Genomic DNA, 14,768 nt, shown 5'->3' on the forward strand with positions numbered 1-14,768 from the left:
AATTATTTAAAAGAAAACTCTTTATATACTACAGAGAGTATATGTTCAAATGGATTATTGTAATAATTTAGAAACCATTTGTGGAGTTTGGTTAGCTTGAGAAAGCATGCTGATGCCTGCTTCGTTTAAAATTTTGAACTTTGTCATGTTAGACATTTCTTTTGCCATATCAGCATCTTCAATTTGAGAAGCAGAAGCTGCCATATTAGTAGCTTGGCTCGTTACGTTGTTTAAGTTATGGTCTAAACGGTTTAATTGAGAACCGAAAGTTGCTCTAGCGTCAGCGATATTCTGAATAGCAGTGTCCAGAGCCGTGATTTCAGTTGCTGCAGTTGTAGCATCTAATTTCTTTGTTCCATCAGTTGAAACTGCTAAATTAGCAGTTGTTAATTTCTTTGTTTCGATAGCTGCGATTATCATTGTATCACTTGAAGCATCAGAAAGTTGAATCGTGATATCTTTACCCTCATCAGGATTAGTACCTTTATTTAAAAATGCGTTACCATTGAAATTTGTTTTATCAGCAATATGATTAATTTCTTGTGCTAATGCTTGATACTCTTTGTCCATAGATGCGATATCTTTATCGTTGTTAGTACCGCTTGATGCTTGTGTTGCAAGATCACGCATACGAAGTAAGATGTTTGAAACAGAACCTAATGCAGCGTCACCAGTACGTAAAGCAGACATAGCGTCTTGTGTGTTACGTGCTCCAACGTTTAATCCGCCTTCTTTCGCACGCATACGAGTAGCAATAGCTAAGCCAGCCGCATCGTCAGCTGCACTGTTAATTGATTTACCGCTAGATAAACGGTTCATAGATGTATTCATTTTGTCTTGGTTTTGTCGCATGTACTCTTGTGTACGCATGCTGTTAATATTTGTATTAATTCTCATGTTAAGAACCCCCATTAATTTTTAATTATTTAAAAGAAAACTCTTTATATACTACAGAGAGTATATGTTCAAATGGATTATTGTAATAATTTAGAAACCATTTGTGGAGTTTGGTTAGCTTGAGAAAGCATGCTGATGCCTGCTTCGTTTAAAATTTTGAACTTTGTCATGTTAGACATTTCTTTTGCCATATCAGCATCTTCAATTTGAGAAGCAGAAGCTGCCATATTAGTAGCTTGGCTCGTTACGTTGTTTAAGTTATGGTCTAAACGGTTTAATTGAGAACCGAAAGTTGCTCTAGCGTCAGCAATTTCTTGAATAGCAGTGTCCAGAGCCGTGATTTCAGTTGCTGCAGTTGTAGCATCTAATTTCTTTGATCCATCAGTTGAAACTGCTAAAGTACCAGTTGTTTTACCTTTTGTATCGATAGCTGTGATTTTCATTGTATCATTTGAAGCGTCAGAAAGCTGAATTGTGATATCTTTCCCACCAGCACCACCTAAAAATGCGTTACCATTGAAATTTGTTTTATCAGCAATATGATCAATTTCTTGTGCTAATGCTTGATACTCTTTGTCCATAGATGCGATATCTTTATCGTTGTTAGTACCGCTTGATGCTTGTGTTGCAAGATCACGCATACGAAGTAAGATGTTTGAAACAGAACCTAATGCAGCGTCACCAGTACGTAAAGCAGACATAGCGTCTTGTGTGTTACGAGCCCCAACATTTAATCCGCCTTCTTTTGCACGCATACGAGTAGCAATAGCTAAACCAGCCGCATCGTCAGCTGCACTGTTGATTGATTTACCGCTAGATAAACGGTTCATAGAAGTGTTCATTTTGTCTTGGTTTTGTCGCATGTACTCTTGAGTACGCATGCTATTAATATTTGTATTAATTCTCATGTTAAGAACCCCCATTTTTTTATATTGATTTTTCTGTTAATTGTTAAACGTAAATATGCAAAAAAATCAATTTCGAGATTAATTGTAATCCTTGGTGTATATCGTGTCAACGAATAATTGTAATTAATGAATATAAAAAAATGATAATTTCCTATTTGTTCATTTTTTTATTACAATATTATCAAAAGGATTATTGCAAACTTTAAAAAAAAACTCTAATATTAGATTATCTTTGTTTACCGAAAAGGTGATATTATGTTAGTTGGAAATATAGTAAAAGAAGTGCTTGCATATAAAAAAGGACAAATTCAGCAAAAGCTAAGTAGTCCACAAGCATTTGTTAGTAGTCGTTTTCAAGAGAAGTTGCAGAGTGAACCTGCGAGGGAGACGAAGGCTACTACGCAGCCGGCAAAAATAGAAGATATGAGTCAGCCGGAACAATCTACGAAAATAGAAACGGTTGTTAATAAGCCGGAACAATCTATTAATAAAGTAGATGAAGCGAGTAAGCCCGAAGAAAAGGGTGAAACGAAAAAAGTAGATGAAGCGAGTAAGCCCGAAGAAAAGGGTGAAACGAAGAAAGCAGATGAAGTGCAAGTTGCGCAAAAAGAGTTTGAACGACGTTTCCCAGAAACGAAAAATGAGGCTGCTGATACGTGGGGATTAACGAAGAAGTATAATATTCAAAAAATACGTTCTTCCAATGAAGGGAAGTATGAGGATATTATTGATCGTGTAAGTCGTACATATGGAATTCCGAAAACGTTAATTCAAAAAATGATTGAAGTAGAGTCTAATTTTAATCCGAAAACGGTGTCACATGCCGGTGCGATGGGACTTATGCAGCTTATGCCAGCGAATGTGAAGGAGATGGGTGTGAAGAATCCCTTTTCACCAGCTGAAAGTATTGAAGGTGGCGTGAAAGAGTTAAGTGGTTATTTAAAGAAAAATAACGGTGACTTAGTATTGGCACTTGCTTCTTACAATGCTGGTCCTGGTAATGTGAGAAAGTACGGAGGCGTACCGCCATTTAAAGAAACGCAAGGATATATTAAAAAAATATTAAATATCGACGTTTCAAAATAAGAAGTTTCATATATAGAGAGAACATGAAATTTTCGTGAACATGATATGGGAGTTGGCTAGATTTGAAATTACAAGATGATATTCCGTTAACAATTTATTTTGAAATCGGAAATACGAAAAAGAAAATTGAAGATCTGCTTCATATTACGAAAGGTACATTGTATCGTCTTGAAAATTCAACGAAAAATACGGTGCGTCTTATGCTTGAGAATGAAGAGATTGGAACCGGAAAGATTTTAACGAAGAATGGAAAAATGTACGTTGAAATCGTTGAATTGAAAAGGTAGGGAAGGGGATTGTCATGAGTGGCGAAAAATTAAGCCAAGAGCAAATTGATGCCCTGCTGAAGGCGGTAAATGAAGGCGAGGAAATGCCAGCTTTCGCACAAGAAGCAGGAAAGCAAGAGAAATTTCAAGAGTATGATTTTAATAGACCAGAGAAGTTCGGTGTTGAGCATTTACGTAGTTTGCAAGCGATTGCTTCTACTTTTGGAAAACAGACGTCACAGACGTTATCAGCGCGTATGCGTATTCCAATTGAACTAGAGCCTTCAACAGTTGAGCAAGTTCCATTTACGAGTGAATATGTGGAGAAAATGCCGAAAGATTATTATTTATATTGCGTAATTGATCTCGGTTTACCAGAGCTTGGAGAAATTGTTATTGAGATTGATTTAGCATTCGTTATTTATATTCATGAATGTTGGCTTGGCGGAGATAGTAAGCGTAACTTTACGATGCGCAGACCGTTAACAGCGTTTGAGTTTTTAACGCTTGATAATATATTCTTGCTTCTTTGTAAAAATTTAGAGCAATCATTTGAAAGTGTTGTTGCGATTGAACCGAAATTTGTAACGACAGAAACAGATCCGAATGCATTAAAGATTACGACAGCGAGTGATATCATTTCATTACTTAACGTAAATATGAAAACAGATTTTTGGAATACGACGGTGCGTATCGGAATTCCATTCTTATCTGTTGAAGAAATTATGGATAAGTTAACGTCTGAAAATATTGTCGAACATTCTTCAGATAAACGTAAAAAGTATATGTCTGAAGTGGAAATGAAAGTAAATCAAGTGTACAAACCTGTTCACGTTGCAATTGGTGAGCAGAAAATGACAATGAGTGAGATTGAACAAATTGAAGAAGGCGATATAATTCCGCTTCATACGAAAGTTTCGGATGAATTACTTGGTTATGTAGATGGAAAGCATAAATTTAATTGTTTTATTGGAAAAGATGGAACGCGTAAGGCGCTCCTATTTAAAAGTTTTGTAGAGTAGGAGGATCCATATGAAGCATGAAGTATCTCCCGTGTCATTAATGGGATTAGAAGATTTTGCAGGAAAGCGAAATGAAGCAGGTAAAGCACATATTGATACTGTTTCAGATATTTCGATTGAACTTGGTGTAAAGCTTGGAAAGTCATCTATTACACTTGGTGATGTAAAGCAGTTAAAAGTTGGCGATGTTCTTGAAGTAGAGAAAAACTTAGGACATAAAGTAGATGTGTATTTAAGTAATATGAAAGTCGGCATCGGTGAAGCAATCGTAATGGACGAGAAATTCGGTATTATCATTTCTGAAATTGAAGCTGATAAGAAACAAGCGGCGCTTATGAAAGCGCAAAGTCAAATGCAAGATAAAGAGTAGAGGAGGAGTCATATGTCGTATATGACGACCTTATTTCAAGTCGTTTTACTGTTTGGTGCGCTCGGCTACGGTGCATATTATATGACGAAAAAGACGCGCAAACAGCAGTTTTTTAAGCAGGGTGAAAATGGCCATATACAAGTAAAAGACGGCGTTTATTTAAATCATCAAACGAGTGCCTTTTTATTTGAAGTGGACGGAAAGCAAGTGTTCACTGTTATTAGTAATAACGGTGTGCAGTCTGTGCAATTAACCGGAACAGGAAATCAGTTTCAACAAGCACTAGAAGACGCGGTGAAGAGTGAAACGAAAAAAGTAGAGGATCCATCATGAGAATAAAGAAACAGTTATCATTATTAGCCGTTATTTTCGTATTTTCTATCGTTTTTTCAATTATTTTTGTAAATCCAGCGTATGCAGCCCCGAACGGTTTTATTAATTTCGAAAATGGAAAAGAGTTTACGAGTAATTCAAGTGTACAACTATTTGCGCTCGTTACCCTTTTATCATTATCTTCTTCTATCGTTCTATTATTTACACATTTTACTTATTTTATGATCGTTCTAGGGATTACACGTCAAGGACTTGGGGTAATGAATTTACCACCAAACCAAGTGCTTGTTGGACTTGCATTATTTTTATCACTCTTTACGATGCAGCCTGTACTCGGGCAACTGAAGAGTGATGTGTGGGATCCGATGACGAAAGAGAAAATAACAGTAAGTCAAGCTGCGGAAACGACAGCTCCTATTATGAAAGAATATATGTCAAAGCATACGTATAAGCATGATTTAAAAATGATGCTGAAAGTACGCGGAGAAGAGTTGCCGAAAGATTTGAAAGATCTTTCACTATTTACGCTCGTACCATCCTTTACGTTAACGCAAATTCAAAAAGGTTTACTAACAGGGATGTTCATTTATTTAGCGTTTGTATTTATAGATTTGATTATTAGTACACTTTTAATGTACCTCGGGATGATGATGGTACCGCCGATGATTTTAAGTTTACCGTTTAAAATACTCGTTTTCGTATATTTAGGTGGATATACAAAAATCGTCGACATTATGTTTAAAACGGTCGCCTGAAGCGTTTGATGCTATGTGATAGGAGTCATATAAATGAATACGTCACCAATTATAGATATTTTTCAAACCTTTTTTTATAAAGGGGTTATGATTTTAATGCCGGTTGCCGGCGTAAGTATGATTGTCGTTATTATCATCGCTGTCATTATGGCGATGATGCAAATTCAAGAGCAAACGCTGACGTTTTTACCGAAAATGGCGAGTATTGTCCTCGTTATTATCATTTTAGGTCCGTGGATGTTCCAAGAGTTAACGACACTTATTTTAGATTTATTTGATAAAATCCCATCGCTATTGCGTTCGTACTAAGATAGGTGAACTGAAATGAATATGGAATTATGGGCGGCAACGTTTTTTGCGTTTTGCCGCATTACTTCATTTTTATATTTTTTACCGTTTTTCTCAGGACGATCCATTCCAGCAATGGCGAAGGTTACAGTTGGACTTGCTCTTTCAATTACAGTGGCTGATCAAGTGGATGTCTCTCACATCAAGACAGTTTGGGACGTTGCAGCTTATGCAGGAACGCAAATTGTAATTGGATTATCACTTTCAAAAATTGTAGAAATGCTGTGGAACATTCCGAAAATGGCCGGGCATATTTTAGACTTTGATATCGGTTTATCACAAGCAAGTTTGTTTGATGTAAATGCGGGCTCACAGTCTACTTTACTATCAACCATTTTTGATATATTTTTTCTCATTATTTTTATTTCACTTGGCGGCATTAATTATTTCGTTGCCACGATTTTAAAGTCGTTTCAATATACAGAGGCGATTTCAAAATTGTTGACGACTAGTTTCTTAGATAGTCTACTCGCAACGCTATTATTTGCGATCACATCAGCGGTTGAAATTGCTCTTCCGCTTATGGGAAGTTTATTCATCATTAACTTTGTTCTAATTTTAATTGCAAAAAACGCTCCGCAATTAAACGTTTTTATGAATGCATACGTAATTAAAATTACATGTGGGATTTTGTTTATTGCGATGAGTGTACCGATGCTCGGTTATGTGTTTAAAAATATGACGGATGTATTACTTGAAGAGTATACGAAACTATTTAACTTTTTCTTAACGAAGTAGGGGGACGCGCATGGCAAAGGATAATAAAACAGAAAAGGCCACCCCGCAGAAGCGTAAAAAATCGCGTGAAGAAGGGAACATTGCCCGGAGTAAAGATTTAAATAATTTATTTTCCATTCTCGTATTAGCAGTTGTCGTTTATTTCTTCGGAGATTGGCTAGGGTATGAGATTGCAAATTCCGTAGCGGTGCTGTTTGATCAAATTGGAAAAAATACAGATTCAACCGAGTATTTTTATTTAATGGGGATTTTATTACTGAAAGTATCGGCTCCGATATTAATACTCGTATACGCTTTTCATTTATTCAATTATATGATTCAAGTCGGCTTCCTATTTTCTTCTAAAGTCATTAAACCGAAAGCGTCACGTATTAATCCGAAAAACTATTTTACGAGACTGTTTAGTCGTAAAAGTTTAGTAGATATTTTGAAATCACTATTTTATATGGGATTAATCGGTTACGTCGCTTACGTTCTCTTTAAAAAGAATTTAGAGAAAATTGTCAGTATGATTGGATTTAACTGGACTGCATCCCTTACTGAAATTATTAGGGAAATTAAATTTATTTTCTTAGCAATTTTAATTATTTTAATCGTTCTTTCTATTATTGATTTCATTTATCAAAAATGGGAGTACGAGCAAGATATTAAGATGAAAAAAGAAGAAGTGAAACAAGAGCATAAAGATAATGAAGGGGACCCGCAAGTTAAAGGGAAACGAAAAAACTTTATGCATGCAATCTTGCAAGGAACAATTGCGAAGAAGATGGATGGCGCAACGTTTATTGTAAACAACCCGACTCATATTTCGGTCGTACTTCGTTACAATAAACACGTTGATGCAGCACCAATTGTCGTTGCAAAAGGGGAAGATGAGCTCGCATTATATATACGAACGCTTGCCCGTGAACAAGAAATACCAATGGTGGAAAACCGTCCGCTTGCTCGTTCTTTATATTATCAAGTCGAGGAAGATGAGACGATTCCAGAAGATTTATATGTAGCTGTAATTGAAGTTATGCGCTATTTAATTCAGACGAATGAACTTGAAGTATAATAGCGCGTTTGGAGGAGATCTCTTTGTTTAAGATAGATTCTGCAAGAACCTATTTTTCTATCTTTTTAGCAGCGTCATTCGTAGTGGCGCTCTTAATTCCACTTCCACCATTTATACTTGATATCATTATCGTTTTTCTACTAAGTATGTCAGTGCTTATTTATATGCGAGCGACAAGTATTAACGAGTGGGATGAATTAAAGTCATTTCCAACGATGTTGTTATTAATCGGGATTTTCCGCGTATCGATTAACGTTTCGACGACGCGAGCGATTTTGACAGATGGAAATGCAGGTCATGTTATTGAAGAGTTTGGCCAGTTCGTAATTGGCGGAAACTTATTAATTGGTATCGTTATTTTTACAGTATTAATCATATTCCAGTTTATCGTTGCAAACGGTGCGTCTCGTACAGCTGAAGTTGCAGCTCGTTTTACACTTGATTCTTTACCAGGGAAACAAATGTCTATCGATGCTGATTTAAACCAGCGTATTATTTCAGAAAAAGATGCACAAGCAAAACGAAAAAAATTAAATATGGAAACAGAGTTTTACGGGGCGATGGATGGTGCCGGAAAGTTCATTAAAGGGGACGTTATTTTCGGGATTGTCATTTTATTCGTAAACATTATTTTCGGTTTAATTGTCGGAATGATGCAGCAAGGGATGAGCTTTGCGGATGCGGCTCTTCATTATACACAGTTAACTGTCGGTGACGGAATCGTAAACCAAATCGGTTCGTTAATGCTTGCAATTTCAACAGGTATTATCGTAACGCGTGTATTTGACGGTTCACCGGATACAGTAACAGAAGGTATCTTTAAAGAGTTATTAGCGCATGAAGTCGTTGTATATGCGCTCGGTGGTTTATTTATCGCAATGGGTATTTTTACTCCGCTACCGTTTCTACCATTCGCACTCGTTGGCGGAACAATTATCTTCTTAGGAATTCGTAATAAAAATCGAATAAAGAAAGAAAAAGAAGACGAGCTTCAAAAAGAAATAGAAATGATCCAAGGCGAAGATGAACAACTGCAACAAGTGGAAGATTCATTCGGAGTATTTACGGATAAATATCCAATTATAGTAGAACTCGGTTTAGATTTAGCAGCACTTGTAAAGCAAAAAATTAACGGGGAAACAGCGCGTGATAAAGTTGTTCTTATGAGGAAGTCAATTATTACTGACCTTGGTATTAACGTTCCTGGAATTAACTTTAAAGATAATACGAGCTTTAGGCCACGCGGACGTTACATTATTCGAATTAAAGGTGCGAAGGCGGCTGAAGGTGTTTTAAAATCAGGTTATTTATTAGCACTGAAAACACCAAACGTAATGGCTGATTTAGATGCAGAGCCAGCGAAAGATCCAATTTTCGGTGAAGATGGATATTGGATTTTAGAGCATATGGTGCAAGATGCACAAATGAAAGGCTATCAAGTTTTAGAGCCACTTAGCATATTAATTACACATTTAGATGTTGTCGTTAGACGTAATCTTCATGAATTAATTCAGCGCCAACATGTAAAAGACTTAATTAACTCGCTTGAAAATGATAATGGCGTTCTATTAGAAGAGATTAAGAAAAAAGAAATTGATTTATCACTTGTTCAAAATGTTATTAAACAACTTCTAAAAGAAGGTATTTCTATTCGTGATTTACCAACAATTATTGAAGGTATTATTGACGGCAAAGAAATTTATCAAAACCACGTGGATGGTGTAACATCATTTGTTCGTGAATGTATTTCAAAAGTTATTTGTGAAAATGCGAAAAATCCGGACGGAAAAATATATGCAGCGCTCTTCTCTGATTCAATCGAGTTAGATGCGGATGTTGTGAATAATTCATATCAAGGTTACTTATTAAACTGGGATTTAGATTTAGAAACACGTGTCGTTGAGCAAGTGCAGCGCGTCTTTAAGCAAGCACGTTTAATGGGAAGAGAACCAGTGTTATTAACACGTAGAAAAGATTTTAGATTTGCGATTGTAAGACTGCTAGAACGTTATCAAGTGGAAGCACAAGTACTTTGTATTAGTGAATTAGCACCAGAAATTGTTGTGGATCAAATTGCCTATATTGAATAGTAGGGGGTGAAGTAATGGAAAGTACAGAAAAGAAAGAAGCGTTAATGCGAATAAAAGCAGCTTCGAAAAATGAATTGTATCGAAAGTTATTTGACCAATATGGTACAGATTATTATTATGTTGTCGATGAAAGTGTAAAACGAAATATACCGTTTTTTTGGAAAAAGGATTATGAAATGTTAGTTGCTTTTCCAGAAGAAAAACAGGAAGAAGTGAATGAAGGTACAGCTCAATTTCATGAACAGTTAATGGATGTTGTGAATGATCCTTCAGAACAAATTGTGAAGGCGAATGGAATTCAATCAGTACTGCACAATTTAGAAAACGTAACGACTTCTATGTCATACGCGGCGATGCAAACAGGAAATAGTGAAGAATGGGCAAGAAAAAAAGAGAAACTATTAAAGCTGTTTGAAAAAGGAATCGTCGTTGTGAAACCGATGAAAGAAACGGAAGTAACGAAAGTAACGAAAAAGAAAAAAGTTGTGAAACAAGTCGTTCCAGTAAAGAAAGAAGAAGTAGTTCCAAAGAAAGAAAATCAAGAATCTGTACCGTTTATTATTCAAAAAGTAATTCGGATGCTAGAACAAAACGATGTGGAACAATATTTCATTCATGCATATGCTGAAAAGTTAAAAATAAAGTTTGAAAATGCAACGATGATTACGGAAGAAGAAGTTATCAGGTACATATTGGAAGATATGAAATCTCATTTCAATACGGAAAACGTCTTTGAAAAAGAAGTACAAACAATTGCATTAATCGGTCCAACTGGCGTTGGTAAAACGACGACACTCGCGAAAATGGCATGGCAATTTCACGGTAAGAAAAAAACAGTTGGTTTTATAACGACAGATCATTCGCGCATAGGAACAGTACAGCAATTGCAAGATAACGTAAAGACAATTGGATCTGAAGTAATTGCTGTGCGTGATGAAGCTGCAATGACAAGAGCGCTTACGTATTTTAAAGAAGAAGCACGCGTCGATTATATTTTAATTGATACAGCAGGGAAAAATTATCGTACGTCAGAAACAGTGGAAGAAATGATTGAAACGATGGGACAAGTAGAACCAGATTATATTTGTTTAACGTTATCAGCTTCAATGAAAAGTAAAGATATGATTGAAATTATTACAAACTTTAAAGATATTCATATAGATGGTATTGTGTTTACGAAATTTGATGAAACAGCAAGTAGTGGCGAATTGTTGAAAATTCCAGCAGTATCATCAGCTCCTATTGTATTAATGACAGATGGCCAAGACATAAAGAAAAATATACATATCGCTACAGCTGAACATTTAGCGAAACAAATGTTACAAACATCGTAGAAAAGAGGTGAAGAATAAGGCGCTTGCCTTATTCAAACGAATATGAACGGTCTTTATATAGGTTCTATGGGCATGATGAATTACATGCAGCGCATTAATGTTCATTCGAATAACGTTGCAAATGCTCAAACGACAGGATTTAAAGCAGAAAATATGACGTCTAAAGTATTTGATGTACAAGACACATATCGCCGCGGAGATGGGGCGGTAACAAATATCGGTTCGGTCGATTACGCTGTAGTACCAGCTGCAACGCATGTGAATTTAGTACAAGGAAATATACAAATGACAAATAGCGCTACAGATTTCTTTTTAGATGACGGCGCGGCCGGCACAACATCATTTTTCGTTACTTCTAAAAATGATGAAACGTTTTTAACGAGAGATGGTAGTTTCACATTAAATAGTGATCGTTATTTACAAACATCATCTGGTGCTTTCGTAATGGGAGAGAATAATGAGCGTATTCGTATTCCAGAAGGAGCAAAGGTTGCTGTACAAGCAGATGGTACATTATATGATGAGGTAACACAAAATAATATTGCTCGTTTGCAAACAAAAACAGTAGATGCCGAAACGAATGCACGTCTCGTGCAACGTGAAAACAAAAGCTTTACACTAGCAGAAGGAAACATTGCTAATTTACCGAACGGAACAGGAATAGTAAAAAATCATATGCTAGAAAATTCAAATGTTGATATGACGAAAGAGATGGCAGATCTTATGACAGATCAAAAGATGATTCAAGCATCACAGCGCGTTATGACGTCATTTGATAAAATTTATGAAAAAGAAGCGAATGAAATATTGAGATAGTGGACTCCTAATAAAGGAGTCTTTTATTAATTTTAAATTTCAGAATTATCAATTGACTTTGCAGAGCTTCTTTTTTATATTAGTAGGTATAACTATAACTACTAAAGAGGTGAGAGTATGACAACGGCATTATATTTAGAAGATGCATACAAAACGAGTTGCGAAACAGAAGTGATAAGAGTAGAAGGGAATAAAGTATTTGTAAAAGAAACAATTTTTTATCCAACTGGTGGAGGACAGGAATGTGATACGGGTGTCATTGTACAAGATGGGTCTGTATTTGAAGTTGAAAAAGTAAAGAAGGAGCAAGGAGAAATAGTTCACTATATAAAAGACGAAGCACAAGTAAAGTTAGGTCCAGTTAAATTAGAGATAAATTGGGAAAGACGTCATAATTTAATGCGTCATCACTCTTTACTGCATCTTATCGGAGCTGTTGTTTATGAAAAGTATGGAGCTTTATGCACCGGAAATCAAATTTATCCTGATAAAGCACGTATCGATTTTAATGAGTTACAAGAGTTATCGAGCGTGGAAGTAGAAGAAATTGTTGAGGAAGTGAATAAACTTATTAAGCAAAATAAAGAAATTTCCACTCGTTATATGAGCCGCGAAGAAGCAGAAAATGCTGTAGGAATGATTAAAACAGCAATAAATCTCCTGCCAACTACTATCCAAGAAATCCGCATTGTTACAATTGAAAATTTAGACGAACAAGCTTGTGGAGGCACACATGTGAAAAATACGAGTGAAATAGGAACACTTGTTATTGATAAAGTAAAAAGTAAAGGGAAGCAAAATCGTCGTTTTGAAGTAAGAGCGATTTAGATTGTGAGGGGTTACCGATGGATGAAATTATAAAGGAATTACAAAAGTTGGGATTTTCCCAATATGAATGTAAAGCGTATATTGGATTGTTAAAACATTCTCCAGTAACAGGCTATGAAGTGAGTAAACAAACAGGAGTACCTCGTTCTATGATTTACGAGGTACTCGGTAAGTTAATGGATAAAGGAGCGGTGCATATTGTACCTTCTGAACCAGTTAAATATGTACCAGTACCAGCTACCGAATTAATGAATCGAATGCGAAAAGACTTTGAAAAGTCCTTTGAATTTTTAGATGAGAAATTAAATTGTTTAGAACAAGAGCGACAAATAGATGTAATTTCGCATATTCGCTCAAATGATCGTGTTTTAAAAGAAATATGCAATATAATTAATAGGGCAAAGGAAGAATTATGGATTTCTGTATGGGAAGAACAAGTGCATGAAATTGAGCCATACATTCATCAAAAGGAAGAGGAAGGCGTACATATATTTTCAATCTTATTTGGAGCTCCAGAAACAAAAATAGGAGCGACGTTTCATCATAATTATATGACGCCCCACGTTGTTGAAAAGAGAATGGGTGGTCATTTAACTGTTATTGCTCGTGATGGAGAGGAAGTATTAATTGCGAACTTCTCAAATGATAGCACTTCATGGGCCGTTACAACGTATGACCCAGCGCTAGTTCTCGTTGCTACAGAGTATGTGCGGCACGATATTATGGTTGAAGAAATCACAAAGGAATTTGGAGCTGATAAGTTAGATACGTTATGGCGTGAAAATATAGATTTAGTTCATGTCGTAACAGGAAAACGAACTTTAGAAGGAATGGAGGATGATAGAGATGAGTAAAGCTCAGGCACATGTAGCTTTGCAGAGTGACGATACATTTCAGCAAGGAGTAAAAGATTGTTTACCAACTGTATTTGGTTACTTGAGCATCGGTATAGCAGCTGGTGTAATTGCAAAAACAGCTGGTTTCTCCATCATTGAAATTGCATTTATGTCCACTTTAATTTATGCAGGTTCTGCCCAATTTATATTAGCTGGTATGTATGCAGCCGGTGCTCCTGCTTCCGCAATTATTTTTACTGTATTTTTTGTTAACTTGCGCCACCTTCTTATGAGTGCTGCACTTGCACCGTACTTTACGAAAATTCCTCTATTTAAAAACCTAATCATCGGTTCGCAAATTACAGATGAAACTTTCGGCGTTGCAGTGCAGCATGCTGCGCAAAAAGGATATTTAGGTGAAAGATGGATGATAGGGCTTAATGTAACAGCGTATTTAAATTGGATTCTTGCCACTATCATTGGCGGGCTATTTGGTGAGTGGATACCAGATCCACATACATACGGCATGGATTATGCATTACCAGCGATGTTTATCGGATTATTTGTTCTTCAGCTCATAAGTAGTAAACCGAAACTAGCAATTCATTTAAGTGTTGCAATTGTAGCGATTATTATCGCATACGTTTCACACCTATTTATGCCAGATAGTATAGCGGTTATTATCGCAACCTTACTAGCTGCGACGATTGGAGTGTTGATTGAAAAATGGAAATGAGATTAGATGTATTATTACTTTTACTAGCAGCAGGAGCTGTTACAATCGTGCCACGTATTTTACCTCTACTCGTATTTAGCAAACTACAAATTCCTGACTGGGGTTTAAAATGGTTAAATTACATACCAATTGCGATATTAGCAGCGCTTTTAGCACAAGTTTTATTTATGCATGAAACGATGCAGTGGGATTATCTTATTGCAGCAATTCCAACATTTCTTGTAGCGATATATACTCGTAGTTTATTAGGTACAGTATTAACGGGAGTGATTGTGATTATTTTGTTACGTTTCCTTTTCTAAAAAGGATTACACTCATATCATAGCGAAAAGTGTAATAACATGAAAA

Annotated in this window: 18 protein-coding genes; 16 read left to right on the forward strand and 2 right to left on the reverse strand. The window is 36.0% G+C overall.

What is annotated here, in order from left to right:
- Nucleotides 1-54 precede the first annotated feature (54 nt).
- Both ACXKY9_RS07760 and ACXKY9_RS07765 read right to left on the reverse strand, forming a co-directional pair.
- Nucleotides 55-897 (reverse strand): flagellin N-terminal helical domain-containing protein, encoded by an 843-nt coding sequence (locus ACXKY9_RS07760; protein ID WP_001222382.1) that lies wholly within the window; start codon nucleotides 895-897, stop codon nucleotides 55-57.
- 77 nt (nucleotides 898-974) lie between these two features.
- Nucleotides 975-1,805 carry a flagellin N-terminal helical domain-containing protein gene (locus ACXKY9_RS07765; protein ID WP_038413434.1) on the reverse strand — a complete coding sequence of 277 codons (831 nt, stop codon included), beginning with the start codon at nucleotides 1,803-1,805 and terminating at the stop codon, nucleotides 975-977.
- Between the two features lie 255 nt (nucleotides 1,806-2,060).
- On the opposite strand from ACXKY9_RS07765, the gene ACXKY9_RS07770 reads away from it, so the two are divergent.
- The 16 genes from ACXKY9_RS07770 to ACXKY9_RS07845 all read left to right on the forward strand — a co-directional run bounded on the left by ACXKY9_RS07770 (nucleotide 2,061) and on the right by ACXKY9_RS07845 (nucleotide 14,722).
- Complete coding sequence (locus ACXKY9_RS07770) at nucleotides 2,061-2,891, forward strand: lytic transglycosylase domain-containing protein (protein WP_000960073.1); 831 nt, start codon at nucleotides 2,061-2,063, stop codon at nucleotides 2,889-2,891.
- Nucleotides 2,892-2,953: 62 nt separating this feature from the next.
- Nucleotides 2,954-3,178 (forward strand): flagellar motor switch protein FliN, encoded by a 225-nt coding sequence (locus ACXKY9_RS07775; RefSeq protein ID WP_000775712.1) that lies wholly within the window; start codon nucleotides 2,954-2,956, stop codon nucleotides 3,176-3,178.
- Between the two features lie 14 nt (nucleotides 3,179-3,192).
- Nucleotides 3,193-4,179, forward strand: a complete 987-nt coding sequence (gene fliM / locus ACXKY9_RS07780) for a flagellar motor switch protein FliM (RefSeq protein WP_000012355.1) — start codon at nucleotides 3,193-3,195, stop codon at nucleotides 4,177-4,179.
- 10 nt (nucleotides 4,180-4,189) lie between these two features.
- Nucleotides 4,190-4,549 (forward strand): flagellar motor switch protein FliN, encoded by a 360-nt coding sequence (gene fliN / locus ACXKY9_RS07785; protein WP_000680010.1) that lies wholly within the window; start codon nucleotides 4,190-4,192, stop codon nucleotides 4,547-4,549.
- A gap of 12 nt (nucleotides 4,550-4,561) precedes the next feature.
- Complete coding sequence (locus ACXKY9_RS07790; protein WP_000121176.1) at nucleotides 4,562-4,882, forward strand: hypothetical protein; 321 nt, start codon at nucleotides 4,562-4,564, stop codon at nucleotides 4,880-4,882.
- Nucleotides 4,879-5,637, forward strand: coding sequence for a flagellar type III secretion system pore protein FliP (locus ACXKY9_RS07795; RefSeq protein ID WP_001220582.1), 759 nt, complete (start codon nucleotides 4,879-4,881; stop codon nucleotides 5,635-5,637). Before ACXKY9_RS07790 ends, ACXKY9_RS07795 begins: the two co-directional genes overlap by 4 nt.
- Nucleotides 5,638-5,670: 33 nt before the next feature.
- On the forward strand, nucleotides 5,671-5,946 hold the full coding sequence (locus ACXKY9_RS07800; RefSeq protein ID WP_001098085.1) for a flagellar biosynthetic protein FliQ: 276 nt from the start codon (nucleotides 5,671-5,673) through the stop codon (nucleotides 5,944-5,946).
- Nucleotides 5,947-5,961: 15 nt separating this feature from the next.
- Nucleotides 5,962-6,723: a flagellar biosynthetic protein FliR gene (locus ACXKY9_RS07805; RefSeq protein WP_001055718.1), complete on the forward strand. Its 762-nt coding sequence runs from the start codon at nucleotides 5,962-5,964 to the stop codon at nucleotides 6,721-6,723.
- Between the two features lie 10 nt (nucleotides 6,724-6,733).
- Entirely contained in the window at nucleotides 6,734-7,780 is a 1,047-nt protein-coding gene (gene flhB / locus ACXKY9_RS07810; protein ID WP_001030111.1) for a flagellar type III secretion system protein FlhB, read from the forward strand.
- A 23-nt stretch (nucleotides 7,781-7,803) separates the two neighbouring features.
- Nucleotides 7,804-9,870 carry a flagellar biosynthesis protein FlhA gene (gene flhA, locus ACXKY9_RS07815; RefSeq protein WP_000472534.1) on the forward strand — a complete coding sequence of 689 codons (2,067 nt, stop codon included), beginning with the start codon at nucleotides 7,804-7,806 and terminating at the stop codon, nucleotides 9,868-9,870.
- A gap of 14 nt (nucleotides 9,871-9,884) precedes the next feature.
- Nucleotides 9,885-11,204 carry a flagellar biosynthesis GTPase FlhF gene (gene flhF, locus ACXKY9_RS07820; RefSeq protein WP_000446174.1) on the forward strand — a complete coding sequence of 440 codons (1,320 nt, stop codon included), beginning with the start codon at nucleotides 9,885-9,887 and terminating at the stop codon, nucleotides 11,202-11,204.
- Nucleotides 11,205-11,246: 42 nt separating this feature from the next.
- On the forward strand, nucleotides 11,247-12,020 hold the full coding sequence (locus ACXKY9_RS07825) for a flagellar basal-body rod protein FlgG (protein WP_001013934.1): 774 nt from the start codon (nucleotides 11,247-11,249) through the stop codon (nucleotides 12,018-12,020).
- A gap of 117 nt (nucleotides 12,021-12,137) precedes the next feature.
- Complete coding sequence (locus tag ACXKY9_RS07830) at nucleotides 12,138-12,848, forward strand: alanyl-tRNA editing protein (RefSeq protein WP_000205394.1); 711 nt, start codon at nucleotides 12,138-12,140, stop codon at nucleotides 12,846-12,848.
- A gap of 17 nt (nucleotides 12,849-12,865) precedes the next feature.
- Nucleotides 12,866-13,702: a TrmB family transcriptional regulator gene (locus ACXKY9_RS07835; RefSeq protein WP_000343357.1), complete on the forward strand. Its 837-nt coding sequence runs from the start codon at nucleotides 12,866-12,868 to the stop codon at nucleotides 13,700-13,702.
- A complete protein-coding gene (locus ACXKY9_RS07840) occupies nucleotides 13,695-14,420 on the forward strand; it encodes an AzlC family ABC transporter permease (RefSeq protein ID WP_000030478.1) in 726 nt (241 codons plus the stop codon). Before ACXKY9_RS07835 ends, ACXKY9_RS07840 begins: the two co-directional genes overlap by 8 nt.
- Nucleotides 14,411-14,722, forward strand: a complete 312-nt coding sequence (locus ACXKY9_RS07845) for an AzlD domain-containing protein (RefSeq protein WP_000425938.1) — start codon at nucleotides 14,411-14,413, stop codon at nucleotides 14,720-14,722. The genes ACXKY9_RS07840 and ACXKY9_RS07845 overlap by 10 nt, the downstream gene beginning before the upstream one ends.
- The last annotated feature ends 46 nt before the right edge of the window (nucleotides 14,723-14,768 follow it).

This window comes from Bacillus sp. 2175 (assembly GCF_057812155.1).